18 protein-coding genes are annotated in these 24,600 nt (G+C 56.5%); 14 read left to right on the forward strand and 4 right to left on the reverse strand.

The features are described 5' to 3' along the window. The first annotated feature begins 85 nt into the window (after positions 1-85). Positions 86-550 carry an RcnB family protein gene (locus EDC52_RS14220; RefSeq protein WP_329955560.1) on the forward strand — a complete coding sequence of 155 codons (465 nt, stop codon included), beginning with the start codon at positions 86-88 and terminating at the stop codon, positions 548-550. A gap of 172 nt (positions 551-722) precedes the next feature. Here the strand turns inward: EDC52_RS14220 and hemB are convergent, their stop codons facing one another. Together hemB and EDC52_RS14230 are read right to left on the reverse strand one after the other, a co-directional pair. Then, positions 723-1,700: a porphobilinogen synthase gene (gene hemB / locus EDC52_RS14225; RefSeq protein ID WP_131866004.1), complete on the reverse strand. Its 978-nt coding sequence runs from the start codon at positions 1,698-1,700 to the stop codon at positions 723-725. 240 nt (positions 1,701-1,940) lie between these two features. After that, positions 1,941-2,816, reverse strand: a complete 876-nt coding sequence (locus EDC52_RS14230; protein ID WP_131866006.1) for an EamA family transporter — start codon at positions 2,814-2,816, stop codon at positions 1,941-1,943. A gap of 149 nt (positions 2,817-2,965) precedes the next feature. Here EDC52_RS14230 and EDC52_RS14235 point away from each other — a divergent pair, with 149 nt between their 5' ends. The 13 genes from EDC52_RS14235 to EDC52_RS14295 all read left to right on the forward strand — a co-directional run bounded on the left by EDC52_RS14235 (position 2,966) and on the right by EDC52_RS14295 (position 23,302). Then, positions 2,966-3,865, forward strand: a complete 900-nt coding sequence (locus EDC52_RS14235; RefSeq protein ID WP_131866008.1) for a LysR substrate-binding domain-containing protein — start codon at positions 2,966-2,968, stop codon at positions 3,863-3,865. Between the two features lie 779 nt (positions 3,866-4,644). Beyond that, entirely contained in the window at positions 4,645-6,237 is a 1,593-nt protein-coding gene (locus tag EDC52_RS14240) for an ABC transporter substrate-binding protein (RefSeq protein WP_131866010.1), read from the forward strand. Continuing rightward, positions 6,237-7,184, forward strand: a complete 948-nt coding sequence (locus EDC52_RS14245) for an ABC transporter permease (protein ID WP_131866300.1) — start codon at positions 6,237-6,239, stop codon at positions 7,182-7,184. The genes EDC52_RS14240 and EDC52_RS14245 overlap by 1 nt, the downstream gene beginning before the upstream one ends. Before the next feature lie 3 nt (positions 7,185-7,187). Beyond that, positions 7,188-8,015, forward strand: coding sequence for an ABC transporter permease (locus EDC52_RS14250; RefSeq protein ID WP_131866012.1), 828 nt, complete (start codon positions 7,188-7,190; stop codon positions 8,013-8,015). Next, complete coding sequence (locus tag EDC52_RS14255) at positions 8,015-9,631, forward strand: ABC transporter ATP-binding protein (RefSeq protein WP_131866014.1); 1,617 nt, start codon at positions 8,015-8,017, stop codon at positions 9,629-9,631. Before EDC52_RS14250 ends, EDC52_RS14255 begins: the two co-directional genes overlap by 1 nt. A 5-nt stretch (positions 9,632-9,636) precedes the next feature. Further along, complete coding sequence (locus EDC52_RS14260) at positions 9,637-11,658, forward strand: CocE/NonD family hydrolase (RefSeq protein ID WP_131866302.1); 2,022 nt, start codon at positions 9,637-9,639, stop codon at positions 11,656-11,658. A 341-nt stretch (positions 11,659-11,999) separates the two neighbouring features. Continuing rightward, complete coding sequence (locus EDC52_RS14265; protein ID WP_131866016.1) at positions 12,000-12,470, forward strand: phosphate-starvation-inducible protein PsiE; 471 nt, start codon at positions 12,000-12,002, stop codon at positions 12,468-12,470. A gap of 58 nt (positions 12,471-12,528) precedes the next feature. Then, positions 12,529-17,529: an alpha-2-macroglobulin family protein gene (locus EDC52_RS14270; protein ID WP_131866018.1), complete on the forward strand. Its 5,001-nt coding sequence runs from the start codon at positions 12,529-12,531 to the stop codon at positions 17,527-17,529. A gap of 27 nt (positions 17,530-17,556) precedes the next feature. Next, positions 17,557-19,887, forward strand: a complete 2,331-nt coding sequence (pbpC, locus tag EDC52_RS14275) for a peptidoglycan glycosyltransferase PbpC (protein ID WP_268990368.1) — start codon at positions 17,557-17,559, stop codon at positions 19,885-19,887. A 243-nt stretch (positions 19,888-20,130) separates the two neighbouring features. Beyond that, positions 20,131-20,961 carry an ABC transporter substrate-binding protein gene (locus EDC52_RS14280; RefSeq protein WP_131866020.1) on the forward strand — a complete coding sequence of 277 codons (831 nt, stop codon included), beginning with the start codon at positions 20,131-20,133 and terminating at the stop codon, positions 20,959-20,961. 13 nt (positions 20,962-20,974) lie between these two features. Next, complete coding sequence (locus tag EDC52_RS14285; RefSeq protein ID WP_131866022.1) at positions 20,975-21,799, forward strand: amino acid ABC transporter ATP-binding protein; 825 nt, start codon at positions 20,975-20,977, stop codon at positions 21,797-21,799. Continuing rightward, a complete protein-coding gene (locus EDC52_RS14290) occupies positions 21,799-22,626 on the forward strand; it encodes an amino acid ABC transporter permease (RefSeq protein WP_131866024.1) in 828 nt (275 codons plus the stop codon). Before EDC52_RS14285 ends, EDC52_RS14290 begins: the two co-directional genes overlap by 1 nt. Further along, the gene (locus EDC52_RS14295) at positions 22,616-23,302 is read left to right on the forward strand and encodes an amino acid ABC transporter permease (protein ID WP_131866026.1); all 687 of its coding nucleotides are present in this window, start codon (positions 22,616-22,618) and stop codon (positions 23,300-23,302) included. The genes EDC52_RS14290 and EDC52_RS14295 overlap by 11 nt, the downstream gene beginning before the upstream one ends. A 17-nt stretch (positions 23,303-23,319) precedes the next feature. On the opposite strand, the gene EDC52_RS14300 is transcribed toward EDC52_RS14295, so the two are convergent. Together EDC52_RS14300 and EDC52_RS14305 are read right to left on the reverse strand one after the other, a co-directional pair. Further along, positions 23,320-23,919, reverse strand: a complete 600-nt coding sequence (locus EDC52_RS14300) for a trypsin-like peptidase domain-containing protein (RefSeq protein ID WP_131866028.1) — start codon at positions 23,917-23,919, stop codon at positions 23,320-23,322. A 222-nt stretch (positions 23,920-24,141) separates the two neighbouring features. Further along, positions 24,142-24,426 carry a hypothetical protein gene (locus EDC52_RS14305; protein WP_131866030.1) on the reverse strand — a complete coding sequence of 95 codons (285 nt, stop codon included), beginning with the start codon at positions 24,424-24,426 and terminating at the stop codon, positions 24,142-24,144. Between the last annotated feature and the right edge of the window lie 174 nt (positions 24,427-24,600).

Here is a 24,600-nt window from a genome sequence, read left to right on the forward strand (position 1 = left end):
GATAAATGGCTATATTCGGCTGACGGCATTCAGGCAATATTGATATCGACGGGCTTATCCAAGACGTTGCCGTTTTAAGGATATCATGATGAATAAAACGATGTTGGCGCTGGTGATAACGCTTTTTACCCTGACCAGTCTGATGTCCCCGGCCTCCTATGCCGGCGGTCGGGGCGATGACCGTGGTCACGGGGCTCGCTGGGACGAACGCCGCGGCGGACCGGACTGGCACGCGGGTCGAGGTGAGATGCATCGCCGCGGTTATCACGGCAATGGGCGTGGCGATTTTCGCGAGCGTGACTATCAGGGTTGGCGCGGCGGCGATCGCAATCGATTCGCCTGGCGGGGAGATGAGTTCAGGCGTGGATATCCTGCTCCGGAGCGCTATCGAGGCGACTATTACCGAGTGGATGACTGGCATCACCGTGGCCTGCAGCCACCACCGCGTGGGCATTACTGGTCCTATATCGACGGGCGCTATGTATTGATAGCCGCCGCCACCGGGGTTATCACCACTATTCTGATGGGGAATTTGCTCGACGGGCGGTAAAAATAACCGGGCCTCGGCAGCCCGGGTTTCCCAATGGCCGGGAAAAAATGGAAATTCATATTCCCATGCCATCAGTCAACCATCAGACAATGAGTCCACGTCGCCCGGTTCACTACCCTGTGCCGGGTGACCTGCCCGCAAGCACTGACAGGTCCCGCTGGAGTGCAGGGGATTAAAGCAAATGATTCTCGGCGAGATCCAGGGCGAAATAACTGAAAATGATATCCGCACCGGCGCGCTTAATCGCGCCCAGGCTTTCCAGTACCACAGCCTGTTCGTTAATCGCGCCTGCCTGGCCGGCAAATTTGATCATCGCGTATTCTCCGCTGACCTGGTAAGCGGCCAGCGGCAACTCGGTCCGCTCACGAATATCACGCAGCACATCCAGATAAGGACCCGCTGGCTTGACCATCAGGGCATCGGCGCCTTCGGCCTCGTCAATCAGCGATTCCCTGATCGCTTCTCGGCGGTTCATCGGGTTCATCTGATAAGTCTTGCGATCGCCCTTGAGCGAGGTGCCGGCTGCTTCACGGAATGGGCCATAGAATGAAGACGCAAACTTGGTTGAATAGGACATGATGCCGGTATCGATAAAGCCAGCCTCATCCAGCGCACGGCGAATGGCTGCCACCTGGCCATCCATAGCCGCCGAAGGGGCGATAAAATCAGCGCCGGCGCGAGCGGCGGCAACCGCTTGTTTACCCAGGTTTTTGAGCGTAGCGTCATTGTCGACTTCACTGCCATGGAGCACGCCGCAGTGACCGTGACTGGTGTATTCGCAAAAGCAGGTGTCGGACATCACGATCATTTCCGGCACTGCGTCTTTGCAGATGCGTGACATTCTGGCCACCAGCCCCTTTTCCTGCCAGGTATCGCTGCCTTCGCTGTCGGTGTGATGCGATATACCGAACGTCATTACCGAACCAATCCCCGCCTTGGCAATCCGCTCTATTTCATAGGCCAGCCGGTGTTCCGGGATACGCACCACGCCGGGCATGGCTTTTATCGGGGTATAGTCGCTGATGCCTTCTTCGATAAAGATCGGCAAGGCCAGGTCATGCAGGCTCAGTCGGGACTCCTGGAACAGCGCGCGTACGGAAGGTGATTTGCGCAAGCGGCGCGGACGTTGGGCGGGGGTAAATTCAGACAAAGCAACCTCGTTTGGATGACGTATCGACAATTAAAACCACACCATTGACGATGACAAAAAAGATTCAAGGCGCAACATTATACCCGGCTAGACTATTTAACAACATCTCCGGCGATGAACCTGAATTCAACGCTTTTTATCCAATTGATTTGTAGTTTATTTTTTTAACGCCAACCTATATTTGGACGCAATTTTCCCGATTATTACCGCTTGTAGCGTCCTCAAACACCGCTGGCATGGCTATACCGGCAGGGTGTCGATTTTAGCGCGCGCGGTCATGGCGCTGCCCACACCGGCGCAAATAGAAAATGCAACCGCTACCAGCTGTACCGGCGTCAGGCTTTCCGCCAGCATAAAAAATGCCACTATCGCCGCCACTGCCGGCTCCATACTGATCAGGATGCCGAACGTTTTATGAGGCAGTCGCCTTAACGCCGCCATTTCAAGTGACATCGGCAGGGCACTGGAAATGCCGGCGATCATGAAGCCGATAAGCAGGATCCAGGGGTGGTCAAACAATGGGCCAAGTTCATTAATGCCGGCCGGCAGCGTCACCATTGAAGCGAATATCAGGCCGATGGCGACGGTATGACCGGAATGCAGATGGCTGACTCGTTTACCAAAAACGATATACAATCCCCAGCAAAAAGCCGCACCCAGTGCGAATAATACACCGGTGATATCCAGGCCGCTGTCGCTGCCGTTAAGCGGTAATATCAGCAGGATGCCCACTGTCGCCAGGGCTATCCAGATAAAATCGGTTGGTTTACGGGAGTAGATAACCGTTACCGTCAAGGGGCCGATAAATTCAATCGCTACCGCCAACGCGAAGGGGATAGTGTTCAGCGCCAGGTAAAAGCACAGATTCATCATGCCCAACGTCAGGCCGTAAAAGGCGATGAATTTGACATCGCGGCCACGAATGGGCTGGCGCCACGGACGCCAGATCAGCAACAGGATTAACGCCGAAAAGCCGGTTCGCAATGCGGTGGTACCGGTTGGGCCAATAACCGGAAAAAGCAGGTCTTTAGCGATCGAGGTACCGATTGAAAGTGAAACGATAGAGCCTAAAACCAGCAGGAACGGAACAAACCTGTCCGATATCGATAATCGCATTGCACATAACCGCGTTTAAAAGTTCATGAAAGGCTAATGGTTTTACCACGGCTGCGGGATTTATTGAATGAAAAAAACGGTTTGCAGCATCGCTGTGATAATCTCGCCGCCCTGGCATGGCGATGATATTTTCCGGAGGTACCTCCCCAATGCAGATTGAACCTCTGCCGCCGCTCAATACCTTGGTGGCTTTTGAATGCGTCGCACGCTATTGCAATTTTTCCCGCGCAGCCCAGGAATTGAATCTTACGCAAAGCGCCATCAGCCGGCAGATTATCCAATTGGAAGAGATGCTGGGCTGCAAATTATTCCTGAGAGCGCAGCGTAGGGTGCTGATGACGCCGCGCGGTGAGGTCTACGCCCTGCAGGTACGCAAGCTGCTGGCTGGAATTTCCAAGTCGACGGCAGAAGTGATGGGATGGAGTGGTATGCCCCAGGTCACTATCGCCTGTACCGCCGCCATAGGATCGCTATGGCTGAGCTCCAGGCTTTCTTCTTTGCGTCTGGCCATGCCTGAACTGCAGCTTCGTCTGAAGACGTCCGACAGTTTTGCCGACCTTAAGTCGTCGGAGTTCGACCTGGCTATTTTTTACCTTCACGAGCCGCCAGCGGGATTCCAGTCTGTCGCGCTGTTTGATGAAATCTGCTATCCGATGTGTTCACCCTCCTGCCTGGGGCGCATCGGCCGACTGACTTGTCCCCTGGATCTGCTCAACCATACGCTGCTGGTGCAGGATGATCCGCAGCGAGAATGGACCGGTTGGGCAGACTGGTTTATCTCTCAGGGTATCAACCGCTTTCTTCCGGCCCAGAGCTGGCGGGCCAACAGTTATTCGTTCCTGGTGCAGGCAGGCATTCAGGGTGACGGGATCCTGCTGGGATGGGAAGGGCTGGTACAGGACAAGCTCAACCGGGGGGAGCTGATGGCGGCGCATCCGTTCAAGCTGGCGGCCAAAGGAAAATGTTTTTTACTCACTCCCCAGGACAGGTACACCCGGCCGGTGATTCACCAGGTTATTCACTGGTTGCAATCCAGCATTCAGTCTTGAAATTTCGCTGAGATTATCAGGTAATGTACCCGTCATTTAGAACACTTGACGGTTGTTATAACGAAAGCCAGTTTTTGACATCTGAGTTAAAATGTTATTTCCCAGCGGGAATATGTCTAAATACGCAAAATTAATAGATTCGGCCCTTATAAATCAATCACGACGCCGAACTTAAGTTATTAAAGTAATTCACTATCAGCCGCAAGGCGGCAGTAAAAAATATAATACCGTAACCGCATTGAGAAAAAATATATGGCGGCATGGAGTTTGTGTGGGGCTTATTCATCAGTAAACAGCGTCGGATTCAATAATGTCTCAATGATTAATGATTAATGATTAATGATTAATGATTAATCATTAGTGGTTAATGGTTAATGGTTAATGGTTAATGGTTAATGGTTAATGGTTAATGGTTAATGGTTAATGGTTGGTGGTTGGTGGTTGGTGGTTGGAGGTTGGTGGTTGGTGGTTAATGGTTGGTAATTGATTATTAATTTATTAATTTTTAATTAGTTATATTTTAATTCGCTGATTGCTTGCTGGTGGCTGAGCCGTGAGTCATCACGCTGTGGATCTAAGTAGCGCTATCAGGCTGATTAAAATTCAAATATAAATTATTTGGGTAATATATACATGTTCGAAACCGTGGTGCGCATTTTTCGCATGCTCTCATGATAAATGCTCATGCGGCTATTTCCCATTGTTTTGATATAAAGCGGACTCGTTCAGCCAACTGCATCATTGCTGGCGCTGGATGAAATCATATGGAGCAGGAATAAATGACCGACAATAATAACTCTCTGAAGAAATTAATCAGGGAAGGCTCAATCAATCGCCGACGTTTTATCACGGCCGGATCTGTATTGGGCATTGCTACCGTGGCAGCACTTTCTGGCGTTGCCGCCCTGGCTGCCCCGAGCGCGGTACCGAGAAAAGGTGGCCTCTTGAGGCTTGGCATGGCCGGCGGTAATACCAGTGATACGCTGGATCCCACTCTCTTCAATGACTGGGTGCCGTTGAATCAGGCATATATGCTGATGAATGGTCTGATTGAAATTGATGATGCCAACAATGCCGTCCCGGAACTGTTTGAAAGCTGGCACGCCGAACCTGGCGCGGCCGAATGGTTGTTTACGCTGCGCCGGGGCGTCACTTTTCACAATGGCAAGACGCTGGATGCAGACGATATTATCTACTCTATTAATCTGCATCGGGGAAAAAAATCGCACAGTGCTATTCGCACTCAGCTTGATTGCATTAGCCGCCTTGAGAAAACCGCTGATGGCCGTATCCGGATAACCCTTGACAGTCCAAATGCCGATTTGCCCTATCTGCTGGCTGATTATCATCTGGTCGTGGTTCCCAAGGACTTTACCGACTGGTCGCGGCCAGTGGGTACCGGCGGCTTTGTATTTGATCATTACGAACCGGGCGTCAGATCGCTGTTTAAACGTAATCCCGATTACTGGAAACCGAAACGGGCATGGGTGGATGCCGTCGAAGTGCTGGTTATCAATGATCACACCGCCCGCACCAATGCGCTTATTTCCGGGCAAGTGCATGCCATTAACCGGGTCGATTTCAAAACCGTTGATTTCCTTAAGCACCGCCCGGCTATCAGGATTATCCGTTCGTCCGGCGGCCAGCATTTTACCTTCTTGATGGACTGCCGGGCAGCGCCCTACAACCGCAATGATATCCGTCTGGCCATCAAACACGGTATTGATCGTGAGAAAATACTGGCGACCGTGCTGCGCGGCTATGGCTCGCTCGGCAATGACCATCCGATTCCGCGAAGCGACCGGTTTTTTAATCCGGCGCTAGCGCAACGCGGCTATGATCCTGATAAGTCCAGGTTCTACTTGAAAAAAGCCGGATTGGAAAGGTTGAATCTGGATCTGTTTGCGTCGGATGCGGCCTTTGCCGGCGCGATGGATGCGGCGGCCCTGTTCCAGGGACAGGCCGGCAAAGCCGGACTGCAGATGAATATCAAGCGTCAGCCGGCGGACAGTTACTGGGATGATGCCTGGATGAAAGCGCCCTTCTCAATGGGGTACTGGGGGGGGCGTCCTACCGCAGATCAAATGTTTTCTACCGCCTACCGGTCCACTGCCAAATGGAACGACTCACACTGGAGTGATAATAAATTCGATACGCTGCTGCTGCAGGCCCGTGCGCTGCAGGATAACAATCAGCGGCGGCAGATATATGGCGAACTGCAAAGCATCGTGCGGGATCACGGCGGTTCACTGATCCCGCTGTTCGGCGATTATCTGGATGCCGTCAGCAGCAGCATAGGCGGCGCAGCGCCTCATCCTATGTTCAATTTCATGGGCGGCCGTCTGGCTGAACGGGTGTGGCTCGCATCATGATGAACTTACCTATTCTGCAACGGATGGTGCTGGCAGTGCTGACGCTGTGGCTGGTCTCACTGCTGATCTTTGTCGCCACTGAACTGCTGCCCGGCGATGTCGCCAGCGCGATTCTTGGTCAAAACGGTACGCCTGAAACGCTGGCGGCACTGCGTGAACAGCGTGGACTGAATCAGCCCGCCCTAAAGCGCTATTTACAGTGGCTATACCCTATGCTGCACGGCGATCTGGGCAGGTCGCTGACCAATGGCCGTCCTATCGCCGAAGACCTGTTGCCGAGGCTCGGCAACAGTCTGTTCCTGGCAGCCTATGCGGCGGTTATCGCCATTCCCCTGGCGGTATTGCTGGGTATCGCCTCTGCTGTTTGGCGCGGCACGCTATTCGATCGCCTGACCAATGGCCTGACGCTGCTGTGCATATCGGTACCGGAGTTTTTTGTCGGCTATCTGCTGGTGATGTTTCTGTCTGTCAGGCTGGCCTGGTTCCCCAGCCTGTCGATGGTCAGTCCTGAAACCGGCCTGAGCGAAAGGCTATATCATTGTACGCTGCCGATGCTGACGCTGGTGCTGGTCGTGTTGGCCCATATGCTGCGCATGACCCGTGCTTCGGTCGGCGCAGTCATGTCCAGCAGCTATATCGAAACAGCGGTGCTTAAAGGCATCGTCAACTGGCGCATAGTGTTAAGCCATGCGTTGCCTAACGCGCTTGCCCCGGTAATCAATGTCATTGCCTTTAATCTGGCCTATCTGGTGGTGGGGGTTATCCTGGTTGAGGTGGTGTTTGTCTACCCGGGGGTAGGGCAACTGATGGTTGATGCGGTGACCAAACGAGATTTGCCGGTGGTCCAGGCCTGCGGGCTGCTGTTCGGCGGAACCTATATTCTGTTGAACACCACCGCCGATCTGCTGGCGATGTGGTGTAACCCACGACTGCGGCATGGGAGGTAAGCCATGAAATCAATCAAAGATGCCGCGCTGCCAATCCCGGCCAAGATGGGGCTGGCGATTATTGCCATCAATATTATCGGCGCATTATTTGCCCCCTGGCTTGCGCCGCATAATGAGACGGATACCGTAGGCGATATCTGGATGATGCCGTCGCTTCACTCGCCGCTGGGCACCGACAGTCTGGGACGGGACATGCTGTCACGCATACTCTTCGGTGCGCGCACCACTATCGCCATTGCGCTGGCCATCACCCTAAGCTCTTTTGTCATCGGTATTATCAGTGGCTTTGCCGCTGCCCTTTATGGCCGCTGGGTAGATGCGTTGCTGACCAGGGCAGTGGATACGCTGATGTCCGTTCCGGTGCTTATCCTGGCGCTCATCGTACTGTCGGTGCTGGGCACTTCGATTCCGGTATTGATAATGACCATTGCCTTGCTGGATGCCACCCGGGTATTCCGGCTGGCAAGGCTAGTGGCGCAAGGCATAGTCTGTCAGCCATATATGGAAGCGGCCCTGCTTCGCGGCGAAGGGCTGGGCTGGATGCTGTATAAAGAAATCCTGCCCAACGCCATCGGGCCGCTGTTGGCTGAATTCGGCATGCGCTTTTGCTTCACTTTGCTGTTTATTGCCGGCCTGAGCTTCCTTGGCCTGGGGATCCAGCCGCCGTACGCCGACTGGGGCGGCATGGTGCGTGATAATGCCCAGGCGATAAACCTCGGTCAATTGGCCCCCCTTTATCCGGCTCTGGCCATCGCGCTGTTAACTATCGGCGTCAATCTGGTGGTGGATTGGCTGTTGGCGCGCAGTGATCTTCCAGGGAGGAGGTGCTGATGAATGCTGCTCTCCTGGAAATGCGCGGTCTGTGGGTAAAAACCCAGCATGATGTTCCGCTGGTGCAGGATATTTCCCTGACGCTTCAGCGGGGGGAAGTGCTTGGGCTGATTGGTGAATCCGGTGCCGGCAAGTCTACCATCGGATTGGCAGCCTTGGGCTATGCCCGCCAGGGATGCTATATCAGCGGTGGCGAAGTGTTGCTCAACGGCATCGATATACTCAAGCTTCCCGCGGCCCTGCGCCGCGGTCTGCGCGGTAGCAAGGTGGCCTATGTGGCGCAAAGCGCGGCGGCGGCGTTCAATCCTGCGCTGACAATCGGTCGGCAGGTGTGTGAAGGGCCACTGCGACACCGACTGATGACGCAGGCCCAGGCGCAGGCATGGGCGGTGAGGCTGTTTCGCGCTCTGGACTTGCCCGATGCTGAGCATATCGGTCGGCGCTACCCTCATCAGCTTTCCGGCGGACAGCTGCAGCGGGCGATGGCGGCGATGGCTATGTCCTGCCGACCTGCTGTGCTGGTGATGGACGAACCCACCACCGCCCTGGATGTCACCACCCAGCTTGAGGTACTGGTGATGCTGCGCAAGCTGGTGCGGGAATTCAATACCGCCGCCCTGTATATCACCCACGATCTGGGGGTAGTGGCACAGATAGCCGACCGCATTATGGTGTTGCGGCAGGGCCGGCAAGTCGAGACCGGCAACGCGGCCGCCATCCTCGCCGAGCCCGCTCAGGACTATACTCGCCGTCTGGTATCGGAACGGTCCCATCGCGCAACCCAGCCGCTCGGCAAGGCCGTCGATGCCAGTCAGCCGCTCTTGGCGATCCGCCATTTCACTAGCGGTTATAACCGGCAACCGGTGATCCGCGACCTTAACCTGACGTTGCATCGCGGCCAGACGCTGGCGGTGATAGGCCAGTCGGGCAGCGGCAAAAGCACGCTGGCCCGGGCTTTGGCCGGGCTGCTTCCCGCTACCCAGGGTCTGGTGACCTTTGACGGCCAGCCGCTGGATAACCGCTATCAGCGGCGCGGTAAAGAAACGCTGCGCCGGATACAGTTGATTTACCAGATACCGGATGTGGCCCTGAATCCACGGCAGAGCATCCTTGAAATCATCGGCCGTCCGCTGGCCTTCTATTTTGATTTGTCGCCCCGGCAGGTCAGCTATCGGGTCGAGGAGTTGCTGCGCCTGACCGAACTGTCGCCCGGGCTGATGAACCGCTATCCGGGCGAACTCTCCGTTGGTCAGAAACAGCGGGTGTGCATTGCCCGGGCGCTGGCGGCCAAGCCTGAGCTGATTATCTGCGATGAAGCTACCTCGGCCCTGGATCCCCTGATAGCGGAACAGGTGCTCCGGCTGTTGCGTCAGTTGCAGCGGCAGTTCGGCCTGTCCTATCTGTTTATCACCCATGACCTCGCCACTGTAAAGCGTATCGCTCATCAGGTGGCGGTAATGTATCAAGGCAATATCCTGGTCAGCGGCGCCACCGATCAGGTGTTCAGTCCTCCTATGCATCCCTGCGCCGAAACCTTGTTGAACTCGGTACCGGAAATGCGCACCAACTGGCTGGATGAGCTGTTGATAAAACAGGCAAAACGTCCAACGGCATAATTATGATGAAACGTATTGTCAGTGATTTCCCTTTTGCATTCCACATCACCGAACATCTGTGGATCCCATTAAGTGACGGTATGCGGCTGGCGGCGCGCATGTGGTTGCCTGACACGGCTTTCACCGCCGCGGTCCCGGCGATCCTCGAATATCTTCCCTATCGCAAGCGTGACGGTACCCGTAGTCGGGATCAACCGATGCATGGCTATTTTGCCGGCCATGGCTTCGCGGTATTGCGCGTGGATATGCGTGGCTGCGGCGAGTCCGATGGACTGCTGGCCGATGAATATCTGCTGCAGGAGCAGCAAGACGCGCTGGAGGTTATTGACTGGATAAGCCATCAGCGCTGGTGCAGCGGTCAGGTCGGCATGATGGGCAAGTCCTGGGGCGGGTTCAACAGCCTGCAGCTGGCTGCGCGCCGGCCGCCGGCGCTGAAGGCCATTATTGCCGTTTGCTCCAGTGATGATCGTTACAGCGATGATATCCACTATAAAGGCGGCTGCCTGCTGAACGATAATCTCTGGTGGGGCGGTATTATGCTGGCCTACCAGAGCCGTCCACCAGATCCGGCATTGCTGGGTCCCTCTGCCCACCGGCAGTGGCTAGCCCGGCTTGAACGCATGCCGTTCTTTCCGGCCATTTGGCTGGCACACCCGCTGCGCGATGACTACTGGCGACAGGGGTCAATCGCTGAAGACTGGGCGGCTATTCAGTGCCCGGTGCTGGCGGTCGGTGGATGGGCTGATGCCTATAGTAATGCGGTATTTCGCCTGATGGATAACCTGCAGGCGCCGGCGAGAGCGATCATCGGTCCCTGGGCGCATGTCTATCCGCACGACGGTACCCCTGAACCGGCCATCGGTTTTTTGCAGCAAGCGGTAGCCTGGTGGGATCGCTGGCTCAAAGGTAAAGATAACGACGCGATGAACGGATCAAAAATCCAGGCCTGGATCAATGACAGCCAGCCGCCTTCCGCTCTGCGCCCGTCGGCCAGGGGCGAGTGGGTCGGCTTTGACAGCGGTAGCGCCAGCAATATTCGCTCGCTATCGCTGTACCTTGATCGCGGTCGGTTGGATATCCAGCCGACGGCCGCAGCGTCTTGGCTGCCGGTTTGCTCTCCCCAGAGCCATGGCCTGATGGGGGGGGAATGGATGGGGACCGGGATACTGGGTGAAAGCCCGCCCGACCAGCGCATAGACGACGGCCAGGCGGTGATATTTGATGGCGCGCCGTTGGCTGAACCGCTATCCATTTTCGGCCGGCCGCTTTTTCACGTCAGGTTGAAAAGCGACAAACCGGCAGCCATGCTGTATGTCCGCTTGTCAGATGTATCGACGGATGGCGCGGTCAACCGGGTAACCCACGGCTGGAAAAACCTGGCTCATCTGCAGGGACCGGATGAAAAAGTGCCATTGATACCGGGAGAAACGGTATACGTCAGCCTGCTGCTGGACGGTATTGGCTGGCGTTTTGCCGCCGGTCATCGGCTGCGATTATCGGTTGCCACCACTTTCTGGCCGCTGGTATGGCCGATGCCGGAAGAGGCCACCCTGACGCTTGATCTCTCCAGCGCCCGGCTGTCTATGCCAGTCTGCGATGCGCCACTGTCGATAACCGGGCCTGCCGAGTCGGCTGAAACCGCCGCCGATACGCCATTGACGGTGCTATCCCCGGGCAGGGTCGATCGCCATCTGACCTATGATGTGCTGGCCGATTGCTGGACCGCCGTCACCCATGCGGTGGGCGGGGTATTTGGCGAGGGGGTATATCGGCTTGATGAGATCAATACCCAAGTGGATCACCGCGTTAAACGCCAATTGTCGATAAAAAACCATGATCCCCTCTCAGCCCGTTATCGGCTGACGCAATCGTTGAAAATGGGACGTAAGGATTGGTGGACCGAGGCCGATATCAGTCTGGAGATGACCAGCACCCTGACGCACTTTATCGTTCAGGGACGAATGAAGGTCAGCCTGAATGGCAAACGGGTGGCGGATAAACAGTGGCACCAGTCTGTGGAACGCTGAAGTGCTGTCTGAGCCGATGGCCTGTCTGGTTTGCCACGTCGATGCCGCTGCGAGTGATACGCTATTAGGATAATCACCTAATGAAATGATTGCGTCATGGTGTTATTTTTAGTGCGTCAACACCAGGAAATCATCATCAGTACACTATAATAAGCAGTATCAGGCCCGCCCACAGTGCGGGCCTTTTTCTCGCCTGTTGTTCAGAACAGACGTATTATGGCGCAGTGTTTCAGGTTAAGGGGGCCGCCAGCTCCGCTTAATTGACACAGGAGCCGCGTTGGCCTTTTCTAATGCTACCCCGGACGGCTTGGGTTTGATAATGACAATAAAAGGATTGGGCTATGAACGAAATAAAACTGTCTGAAAAACTGCGTAACCGACTGCAGGCCCAGGCGGACTCGCTGGGTAACCTCTTCGTAGACGGATTTCACTACATCGCCTTGTTCGGGATTGGTGCCATCACTGCCTGGGCGGCGGTGCATGCGTTTATCGGCATGGTCATCGAAGGGGATATCAACGTCGATGATATTCTGTTGCTGTTTATTTATCTGGAATTAGGCGCAATGATTGGTATTTATTTCAAAACTAATCATATGCCGATTCGTTTTTTACTCTACGTTGCCATTACTGCATTGACGCGTTTGTTAATTGGCGATGTATCACATCATAATCCTCCAAATATTGGGATAATTTATTTATGCGGCGGCATATTGCTTTTGGCAATTGCCACATTGATTGTCCGCTATGCTTCATATAGATTTCCCTCTGACAAAACCATTGAAAATAAAAACAGCGATCGCTCCGCTCACTGATCGCGCTGCAACTCAATCGTCGTTTGCTGTCGGCATCAGCCAGGGAGTTTCCATCAAGATGACATTCAGTTTAATTTCGGCATCGGGCTGCGGCAAGCGCCGTTACCAGGGAGCGATGTTAGCGGCGATACTGGCGCTGCTGGCCGGCTGTGATGATAAGCCCGGGCAGGCTGCCGCCCCGACTTCTGCCGACGGCACACCAGCGCACCCCGCGGCATCGGTGACAAAGCCCGACAGCGCCAGCGTGGCTGCGCTGGCCAAAAAAACCGCCGGCAAACCGCTGACGCTGCTGGATGCGTCCGAAATCCAGCTCGACGGCGCCAGCACTCTGGTGCTGACCTTTTCTGTTCCGTTGGATCCGAGTCAGGATTTCTCCGCTCTGGCCCAGGTGGTCGATACCAAAGCCGGCAAGCCCGATGGCGCATGGGAACTTTCACCCAGTCTGACCGAACTGCGCCTGCGGCATTTACAGCCCAACCGAAAATTGATGGTGACGGTCAACGGCGGGATGCGGGCGGCTAATGGCGCTACGCTTGGTGAAGAGCAACAGCATCAGTTGACCACCCGTGATATCCAGCCCAGCGTTGGCTTCGCCAGCAAGGGGTCGCTGCTGCCGACCCGCCTGGCGGAAGGCCTGCCGGTCATGGCGCTCAATGTTGATAAAATCGACGTCAATTTTTTCCGCATCAGGCAAGCTGCGCTGCCGGCGTTTATCACTGACTGGCAATATCGCACCTCGTTCTCTACCTGGGAATCGGATGAATGGCTTTCCCGCGCCGACCTGGTCTACAGCGGCCGCTTTGATCTTAATCCGGAAAAAAATACCCGCCAGCGCCTGCTGCTGCCATTGTCGGGCATTGAGCCGCTCAAGCAGCCCGGCGTTTATCTGGCCGTAATGCAGCAGGCCGGTCACTACAGCTACTCCAATCCGGCGACACTGTTTTCTCTGAGCGATATCGGCGTATCGCTGCATCGTTACCATGACCGCATGGATGTTTTTAGCCAGAGTCTGGCCGATGGCAAGCCGCTCGGCGGCGCACAGCTGCAAGTACTGGACGACAAGGGCGGAAAACTGGCGGAAGCTTCCACCGAGGCCAATGGTCATGCCAGGCTTACGCTTGATCCGCGAGCCAAAATTCTGCTGGCAATGCAGCAAGGACATACCAGCCTTATCGATTTATCCAGCGCGGCGCTCGATCTGACCGAATTTGATATTGGTGGGCCCAAAGGGTATAGCAAGAACCTGTTTGCCTTTGGCCCGCGCGATGTGTACCGGCCCGGCGAATTGCTGCAGATCAATGGACTGCTTCGCGATGCCGACGGCAAACAGCTTGCCGCCCAGCCGATCAATGTCGAAGTGATAAAGCCTGACGGCCAGGTAGCCCGGACCTTTGTCTGGCAACCGGAAAACGGGCTCTACCGTTATCAATATCCGATTGCTGCCTCTGCCGCTACCGGCGATTGGTCGCTGCGCTTCAATCTTGGCGATAACCAGCCGCGCAGCTACAGCTTCAAGGTCGAAGATTTCATGCCTGAGCGCATGGCCCTGGAACTGACATCAGGCGATCAGCAGCCGGCGATGGACAGCCCGTTGACTTTCGGCGTCAGCGGGCGCTATCTCTATGGCGCTCCTGCTGCCGGCAATCAGCTGCAGGCGCAAATTTTCATGCGGCCGATGCGCGAAGCGGTGCCGCAGTTGCCGGGTTTTGAATTTGGCAACATCAGCGAAGAAAACCTTTCCCGGACCCTTAACGAGTTTGAGGCTAGCCTGGACGATCTGGGCAAAGCCGACATTGCGGTGGATAATACCTGGAGTGATGTGCGTTCGCCGCTAAACATCATTTTGCAGGCCAGCCTGCTTGAGTCCGGCGGCCGCCCGGTGACTCGCCGGGCCGATCAGGCGGTGTGGCCGGCTCAAACGCTGGCCGGCATCCGTCCGCTGTTTGCCCAGCAGCAGGTCTACGACTATACCCGGAATGATTATACCTCCCAGTATATGGTGGATGAAAACAGCCAGGCTGAATTTGACATAGTCTACGCCGGCGCCAAGGGTGAAAAACGGGCGGTTCAGGGACTTAAAGCGCGTCTTGTCCGTGAACGTCGCGATTACTACTGGGAATGGTCCGAAGGCAGCGGCTGGGATTCGCGCTTTGATAAAAAGGATCTGCTGGTCGCCGAAGACAATATCGACATCACCGCCGGCAATAGCGCCAAGGTCAGCTTTGGGGTGGAGTGGGGCGCTTATCGGCTTGACGTCATTGATCCGGAAAATGATCTGGTCAGCAGCACCCGCTTCTGGGCGGGTTACAGCTGGCAGGATAATACCGCCGGCAGCGGCGCGGTACGGCCGGATAAAGTTAAGCTGAAACTCGACAAGCCCGCCTATCATCCTGGCGACAAGGTAAAACTGCATATACAGGCTCCGGCGGCCGGCAAAGGCTATCTGCTGGTGGAGTCCGGCGAAGGGCCGCTGTGGTGGCAGGAAATATCGGTGCCTGAGCAGGGGATGGATATCGATGTGCCGCTGGATAAAGACTGGAACCGCCATGATCTCTATCTCAGCGCCCTGGTTATCCGACCCGGCGATAAACAGCTGCAATCTACGCCCAAGCGGGCAGTCGGCGTATTGCATCTGCCGCTGGCAGGGGATAAACGCAAGATTGACCTGGCCCTGAATGCGCCTGCACGAGTGCGCCCCAACCAGACGCTGACGGTCAAAGTCAACGCCAGCCGCAAAGACGGCAAACTGCCCGACAAGGTCCATGTGCTGTTGTCGGCAGTCGACGCAGGCATCCTGAATATCACTGAATATAAAACGCCCGATCCCTTTGACGCATTCCTCGGACGCAAGCGCTACGGCGTCGATCAGTACGATGTCTATGGCCAGCTGATTGATGCCCAGGGGCGACTGGCCAACCTGCGCTATGGTGGTGATGGCGATGATGAGGACGTTCTGTCCCGCGGCGGCAAAAAACCCATCACCGAGGTCACGATTGTTGCTCAGCAGGCCCAGCCGGTTCAGTTGGATGCCAATGGCGAGGGTGAAGTAAAACTGGCCATACCGGAATTTAACGGTGAACTGCGGTTGATGGCTCAGGCCTGGAGCGACGATAATTTCGGCAGTGCTGATGCCAAAGTCGTCGTTGCCGCGCCGGTGGTCGTCGAGATGTCGACGCCGCGTTTCCTGGCCGGTGGGGATACCACCCACCTGTCGCTGGATGTCAGCAACATGTCCGGCCAGCCCCAGACGCTGAACCTACAGACTCGCTTCAGCGGGCTGGTCGCTTCCGGTAATACGGCGACGGCGACTTCATCGGTACAATTGGCCAATGGCCAGCGTAAAACCGTTACCCTGCCGGTAACGGCGCTGACCGGCTTTGGCCAGGGAGAAGTGTCGGTGACGGTAAGCGGCCTTACCCTTCCTGGCGAAAGCGCAGCCGATTATCACCGCAGTTGGAAAATTGGCGTCCGCCCGGCCTATCCGGCCCAGACCCAGCATTTTGCCGCCCTACTGCAGCCTGGCGCCGGCTGGATGCTGCCGCCGGAGGCGCTGAGCGGCCTGGCGCCACGCACCGCCGAGGGCCGGCTGCTGCTGACACGCAATCCGCCGCTTAATCTGGCCCGCTATATCGCTGAACTGAAAGCCTATCCTTACGGTTGCCTGGAGCAGACGACCAGCGGTCTGTATCCTTCCTTGTATTCCAGCCAAGAGCAACTGGCCTCATTGGGCATCAAAGGTGAGAATGACGACACGCGCCGACAGGCGATTGATATCGGTATTGAACATCTGCTCGGTATGCAGCGGGATAACGGCGGCTTCGGGCTGTGGAGCCAGAGCTCTCAAGAAGAATACTGGTTAACGGCCTATGTTACCGATTTTCTGGTACGCGCTCGGGAACAGGGCTACAGCGTCTCTTCCCAGGCGCTGGACAAGGCTAACGAACGGTTAAAACGCTATTTGCAGGATGCCAGCCAGATAGATGTGCCCTACAGTTCCCAGCAGGATTACACCCGCTTTGCGGTGCAGGCTTATGCCGGACTGGTGCTGGCGCGGCAACAGCAGGCGCCGCTTGGGGCCCTGCGGCAAATCTACCAGCATCGGGATCAGGCGCTATCCGGCTTGCCGGTAGTACAGCTTGGCATAGCGCTGCGACTGATGGGCGATATGCCCAGGGCGCAAACCGCCATTGCGGCAGGACTCGCACTGCCGCGGCAGGAAGACAGCGACTCTTTGGCGGATTACGGCAGTCCGGTGCGCGACAGTGCCTTGATACTGGCCCTGCTCAACGAATATCAGTTGCTGCCGACCGAACGCGACAAGCTGATGATATCGCTGGCCGACCAGCTCTACGGCAGGAATTGGCTGTCTACCCAGGAGAGCAACGCGGTCTTTTTGGCCGGCCGTAATCTGATTGGCGCTAGCGAACCTGCCTGGCAGGTCTCTTTCAATCAGGGCAGTCCGACCGTCAGCCAGAAAGCGCTGAACCTGAGTTACGATGCCCGCCAGCTCGAGGGCGGACTGCAGTTGACCAACACGGGTGATGCGCCGCTTTACAGCCGTTTTGACCTGACCGGCTATCCGCAGCAGCCGCCGGCAGCCTCGGGCGACAGTATGTCAATCAGCCGGGAATACTTTGATCTCAACGGCAATCATCTGTCGCTGGCACAGATACACAGCGGCCAGTTGGTGCTGGTGCATCTTAGGGTAACTGCCGAAGTACGGGTACCCGATGCGCTGGTTGTTGACCTGCTGCCGGCCGGGCTTGAACTGGAAAACCAGAATCTGACCCAAAGTAGCGCCAGCCTGGGAGAGGCCGCCAGCGGCGTCAATTCCCTGCTTGAGGCCATGGAGCAAGCGGATATCAAACATCAGGAGTTCAGGGATGACCGCTATGTCGCGGCGGTGGATATCTCGCCGCATATGCCGGTTTCTTTGCTGTACCTGTCGCGGGCGGTCACGCCGGGAAACTATGCCGTACCGCCGCCGCAGGTCGAGTCAATGTATGTTCCCCAGCGGCGCGCCACTGGGGAAACGCCTGAGCGGCTTAATGTCCGCTGAGGCCGAGAGAAATAAGGGGGCCGGAGATTGCCGATAGACCCTCGGCCCCGGCGACGTCATGCTTGGCTGGCAATGATTATCCTGCTGCCGCCGCTCTTATTGTCGGCGGCCAACAGGTTGTTTCCGCTGCCGTTGGGCGAGGTGGTCAATGCCCGGGTAGTGACCGCCAGGGACGGCACGCCGCTGTGGCGCTTTGCCGACAGCGAGGGTGTCTGGCGCTACCCGGTCACTGTCGCCGAGGTATCGCCTTATTACCTTGACGCGCTGTTAACCTATGAAGATCGCTGGTTTTGGCATCATCCGGGCATCAATCCGCTTTCGCTGGTCCGGGCCGCTTGGCAGGACCTGCGCTACGGCAAAGTGGTGTCAGGCGGTAGCACGCTGTCGATGCAGGTCGCCAGACTGATTGACCCCCACCCCCGTACCCTTGGCGGCAAAGTGCGTCAGGTATGGCGGACGCTGCAGCTGGAGTGGACCTTATCCAAAACACAAATCCTTGAGCTCTATCTCAACCGGGCACCCTTTGGCGGCACCCTTCAAGGTATCGGCGCCGCCAGCTGGGCCTATCTGGGTAAGCCGCCATCAGCGCTAACGCCCGGCGAGGCGGCGCTGATGGCGGTTTTACCCCAAGCGCCCAGCCGACTGCGGCCCGATCGCTATCCTGAACGCGCGCAGGCTGCCAGGGATAAAGTGCTTGAACGGCTGGCGCAATATAACGTCTGGCCACGACGGCAAGTAGACGAAATACGCCAGGAAGCTATCTGGCTGGCGCCAAGACAGGTGCCGCAACTGGCGCCTCTGCTGACCCGACGACTGGCCACGTCGGCTTCCGGTGCGGTGGTGGCGACGACCATAGATGCCGGTCTGCAGCGCCGGCTGGAGGAAATGGCCCAGGACTGGGGTAGCCGGCTGCCTGAAAAAACGTCTCTCGGTCTGCTGGTGGTTGATCACACTACGATGGAGGTCAAGGCTTATCTGGGCTCGGCAGATTTTACCGATAATAGTCGTTTTGGCCATGTGGATATGATCAGTGCCCAGCGATCGCCGGGCTCGACGCTGAAACCCTTTCTATATGGTCTGGCGCTGGACAGCGGCCTCATCCATGCCGAGTCTCTGCTGCAGGATGTGCCGCGACGTTTCGGTGACTATCGGCCGGGTAATTTCGATACCGGCTTTCACGGGGCGGTCAGCGCCAGCGAGGCGTTGACCCGATCGCTGAATCTGCCGGCAGTGCAGCTGCTGGAGGCTTACGGCCCCAAGAGTTTCACCGCCAATCTGCGCAATGCCGGCATTAACCTGCGCTTTCCGGCCGGTAGCGATCCCAGCCTGGCGTTAATACTCGGCGGTACCGGCAGCAGCCTCGAGCAACTGGTGCAAGGGTACAGCGCCTTTGTCCGGCGAGGAAAAGTGGCCGGCCTGATTCTTCAGCCAGGCCAGCCGCTGGTCGAACGGCAACTGATGTCACCCGGGGCTGCCTGGATTATTCGGCGCATCCTGGGCGGTCAGGCGCTGCCGCAGCCTGACGGCGTTTTGCCGGCGACAGTGCCGCTGGCTTGGAAAACCGGTACCAGCTATGGCTACCGCGATGCCTGGTCTATCGGCATGAATCCACGTTATCTGATCGGCGTCTGGGTCGGCCGCCCGGACGGCACACCGGTAGCAGGGCAGTTTGGCTTCGCTACCGCCGTGCCGGTCATGAATCAGGTGAATAACCTGCTGATGGCTTCCCTGCGTCAGCAACACGCGATGATACCGGCGGATCCCCGTCCGCCCGAGGTCAGCCGGGCCGATATTTGTTGGCCGGGTGGACAGCCGTTGCCGGCTGGGGATAGCAATTGCCGTCAGCGTCGTCAGGCATGGATCCTGTCGGGGACCTGGCCGCCGACGCTGTCAGCGCCGGGCCAGGAAGCGACCGGCGGCGCTGCACTGACGCTATGGGTCAATGAGCAGGGGGAGCGGGTGGCCTCTGATTGTCCATCTGCCAAATCGGAACGATTGCTGTTGTGGCCCACCCCATTGGATCCCTGGCTGCCATTTGCCGAGCGTCGGGCCCAGCGGTTGCCGCCGGCGTCAGTCGCCTGTCCGCCACAGGCAGCGCCGTCTTATCCGCCGGTGGTTATCCTCGGCGTGACCAATGGGATGGTGCTTAAACGGCTGCCAGGCAGGAAAAGCCTTGATCTGCGGCTGCATGCCCAAGGCGGCAGCGGCACCCGTTGGTGGTTTATCAACGGTACGCAGATAGGGGAAACCACGCCGACCGGCTCTCTCGGCTATAGTCTGTCAACAGCCGGTAGCTACCAGCTCACGTTACTCGATGAAGGCGGCAGCGTCAGCCAGCTGGGCTTCAGCGTGGAGTAATCCGCAGGGTTGACACGCTGCGGCGCAGCATCATGAGATGCGGCTTTTATCCCTGTACGTGAGTTAATGTCCGGTTGCCGAAATGTCATAAGATTCGCTTATGTCTTAATCGTATTAAAATAGATGAATTTGTAAGTAGTGCCGTCCCGAGGGCTGTGCAATATTCCAGACATAATAAGTGTTTAAACCGCCGTTGATTGAACCCACGGCCGTTTTCCCCGCTATCATGTTAAGGAAAAACCTATGGCTACCTCCTCCTTTTTAAACGCCAGGCAACTGACCGCATCCGGCCTGTTGTCATTGGCCATCGCGGCATCATTCGGCGTCCAGGCAGATCAACTGGCCGATATCCAGAAAGCCGGCGTGGTGCGAGTCGCCACCTTCGACTCCAACCCGCCGTTCGGATCGGTTGATCCCAAGACCCACGCCATTGTCGGCTATGATGTGGATTTCGCCAAGGCGCTGGCGGCTAAACTGGGCGTCAAACTGGAGCTGGTAGCGACGAATCCGGCTAACCGCATTCCACTGCTGCAGTCCGGTAAGGCTGATATCATTGTTGCTGATATCACTATCACCCCGGAACGTGCCAAGGTCATTGATTTTTCAATCCCTTATTTTGTGACCGGCCAACAGTTCCTGGTACCAAACTCGTCATCCGATAAACTGGATGACTATGGCAAAGCCCGCATCGGCGCGGTCAAAGGCACCACCGGCGAGCAGGAATTACATAACCGCTTCCCGGACTCACGGGTCCTTTCCTATGATGATATCCCTCAGGCCCTGACCGCCTTGCGTAACGGCAATGTCCAGGCTATCACTCAGGACAGCACTATTCTGGCTGGCCTGCTGGATGGCGCCCCGGACAAAGATAAATACAAGGTATTGCCTGAGCTGCTGAGCAAGGAAGAGATAGGCGTCGGCGTTAAGAAAGGCGAAACCGCACTGCTGAAACTGATTAACGATGAATTGCTGACGCTTGAACAAAACGGCCAGGCAACCTCGATTTATGACACCTGGTTCGGTCCCGGAACCACATCGCCTCAGCCGCGTTTATTCAAAATAGAAGCTCGCTAATCAGGTCATTACTATGCATTCCCTGCATTATCCTTCTCAATCCGCTGACACGTCAGCGGATACGCATTTTGGTGCCCCGGCGGCGGTGGAACTCTGTCAGGTCGATAAATATTTTGGCCAGCACCATGTTATTCGGCAGGTCGAATTCAGCGTGGCCAAAGGCGAAGTGGTGGCTATCTGCGGACCCTCAGGTTCGGGAAAATCGACCCTTATTCGCCTTATCAATCAACTGGAAACCCTGAGTAGCGGTGAGATCTTCATTGAGGGGCAGCCCACGTCCGGCCTGAAGGGAAAAGCGCTGCGAAAATTGCGTACCCGCATCGGCTTTGTCTTTCAGCAGTTCAATCTGTATGCCCATTTGACTGCCCTGCAGAATGTCAGCCTGGCGCTGGTGCATGTGCTGCAGATGCCGACAGATAAAGCTCGGATCAAGGCTGAAAATCTGCTGGCCAGGGTTGGGCTGGCGGATAAAGCGGGCCATTTCCCGTCCCAGTTATCCGGCGGCCAGCAACAGCGGGTGGCGATTGCCCGTGCGCTGGTTACCGACCCGGCCATTATCTTGTTTGATGAACCGACCTCGGCGCTGGATCCGGAAATGATCGGTGAAGTACTGCTGGTAATGCAGGAATTGGCGCAAAGCGGTATCACGATGATAGTGGTAACCCATGAAATGAGCTTTGCCCGGGAAATTGCCGACCGGGTAGTCTTTATGGATGGCGGCGTGATTCTGGAACAGGCGGACCCGAAAACCTTTTTCAGCGCCCCCGCGCATCCCCGGGCGCAGCGCTTCCTGCAAAAAGTGCTGTTCCCGCTGCATGCGCAGCCAGGAGAGGAATAATGGACTGGCATCCCGACTGGGCCGGTGTGCTGACCGGCCAGCCATGGCAGTGGATCCTCTCAGGCTTTAGCGCCACCTTGTATATTACCTTGGTCAGCAGTCTGCTGGCGACCGGCCTGACCGTGCTGCTGCTGGGGCTGCGGCTGGTGCCTGGGCGGCTTTGCCGGGGGCTGGTGGCGGTGTATGTGTCGATATTCCGTAATACGCCGCTGCTGGTGCAGTTGCTGTTCTGGTATTTTGCGGCCTGGGCCGGACTGCCGCAATCATGGCGATTCTATATCGGCGACGTCCATTCCTGGGCGATACTGCCGGTCAACGTCTCCTGGCTGGCACCGGAGTTCCTGTCCGCTGCCTGGGGGCTGGGGCTGTTTGGCGCCGCATTTTTTATCCAGGAGATCCAGGCCGGGCTGAACGCAGTGCCGGCCGGGCAGCGTGAAGCCGCCCTATCTCAGGGGTTCTCCTCTTGGTCGCTGTACCGACTGATCTTGCTTCCGCAAGGACTGACCAACGCCTGGCAACCTCTGGTCGGGCAATATCTCAATCTGATGAAACTTTCTTCGCTGGCGAGCGGCATCAGCTATGCCGAGCTGACCTATCAAATCAGCCGGATCGAAAGCTATAACGCCCATGCTCTCGAAGGGTATGCGGTGGGCACGCTAGTGTATCTGCTGATTGGCGTGGTGATGAGTATGCTGCTGTTAGCCGTCGGACCTGAACGTCAACACCGTGCGCGACTGGCCGCCAGTGGCGTTAATCCCACTGAAACGCTGTTTCCGGGAGCGGTCGCTGCATTGCATGATCAGGAGAGGCGAAAGGATGACGCTTGATTTCAGCGTAATTATCGACAATCTGCCCTATCTGCTGTGGCGCAGGGCGGCACAAGGCCAGCCGGGCGGTGTATTGCTTACGGTGCTGATGGCCGTGGGTGCGGGGGCTTTGGCATTTATCGGCGGTCTGCTGATGGCCGGTTTAGCCTGGCGTTTCCCCGGCTGGCCGCGACGGCTCATCATCATCTGGGCTGAATTTATCCGCGGCATTCCGCTGATTTTTGTTATTTTCTGGCTGTTCTTCCTGTTACCTATGCTTTTTGGCAGCGCCATTCCCGGCCCGATGACCGTAGTGCTGGCACTGGCATGGTTTTCATCTGCGGCAGTGATGCATGCCACCCTGGCCGGCCTTCAGGCGCTGCCCCCCGGCCAGACCGAGGCGGGGGTAGTGTCTGGCCTAAGCGAATGGCAGATTCTCAGATGGCTGCTGCTGCCGCAGGCGATGCGTAACGTGCTGCCCTCTTACATTGGCCTGATGGTGTCACTACTGAAAGATACATCGCTGGCGTTTATCGTCAATGTCCCGGAACTGACCACGGTTGCCGGCCAGGTTAACAACCGGGAGCAAATCTACCCGGCAGAGATTTTTATTTTCACCGGTGTGGTGTATTACCTGTTCTGCGCCAGCCTGTCGCAACTGACCACCAGGCTGGGCAAGGCCAAAGCGGCCGCCTGAGGCTGTGGGCCGGTAATTTAGAGGACAGCGCTTACCGTTTCTTTTTCTACCCAGGCGGATATCTGCTGCCAGGGGACAAAAAGCGTCTGCTGGCGGGCGGAGTGGGTCGCTGTGAATATGCCGACCACTGCGCCGTCCTTGCCATAGACCGGACCGCCGCTCATGCCCTGGATCCCGCCGGCATTGCTGAGGCCCATCTGGCAACTGACCTCGGGTTGGTCCCACCAGCCAAACTCATCCACGGTACCGGTAGAGGAAGTCGGCATGGCGGTATAGGCGTTGTAACCATAGATAGCAATGCCGTCGCCCTGCTTGGCCGATTGCAATTGCGGCAATTTCCGGCCTTTATTATCGCGATAGATAATCGCCACGTCACACAGCGGGTGATAGGCTTTTACGCGTACCAGCATAAATTTTGCCACATGACCGGCAGTGAGGCTGTACTGTTCAGTGAGCGGGAAGCTGCTGCCGATAGCGCCGGCCAGCACCGGAATGCCAATGAAGTGTAAATCGGCCCGCTCTCGGGCGCCAGCATCCATGTGATAATCACCCACTGCACTGCAGCCGGCCAATAGGGTCGCTGCAATCCCTGCCAACCCTTTTTTCTTGAAAACCATAATCTGACGCCTGTATGAACCTCACCCGGAGAAAAGGTCTCAAGGCAGGATCATTATCGGCAGCAACAGAAGATACTTGAGGCAAAAAAAAGCGCATCAGTCAGAGCTGGCCGAGGGCTATGATTGATGGCGACAGGAGGCTAAGACACCGACAGGGAACGTTGCGCTGCTGGACGCTCCCGACGAGTTGATGAGGTGTAGCAATATGTCGAACGGAGGAGCTTAGGACAGTGGACGAGGTTTGGCAGCAGCGTTACTGATAAGATCGTCAATCTCGGCACTGCTTAACTGCGGGCCGGCTACCGCAACCAGGTAACGTCTCCCATTGGCGCTGGTGTGAACAAACGATTCATAATCCTTGGGTAGCATAACCTGATTCAGCTTGGCGCCATGAGCTATTCCCTGCAGGGTTATTTTTTGTACCAGTGAGATTTTACCAATCTCGAATTCCGCTTTATGAATTGAAGTTTTACCGTCGTGTTCTATTAAAAAAAAATCAGCTTCCATTTATCACCCCTATTGTTGATTTTAGGACGTTATACGTCGGGTAATGAGGCAAGCATCTTACGCTAACTTAAGTAAATAAACACTGTTTTACCCAAGGTTAAGCCGCATATAAAGGGGAATTTAGTGTTAATGAAAGGAACTTCAACCTGGCGGCAGGCTGAAATTCCTTTTTTT

The sequence above is a fragment of the Biostraticola tofi genome, from assembly GCF_004343195.1.
GTDB classification, from domain to species: domain Bacteria; phylum Pseudomonadota; class Gammaproteobacteria; order Enterobacterales; family Enterobacteriaceae; genus Biostraticola; species Biostraticola tofi.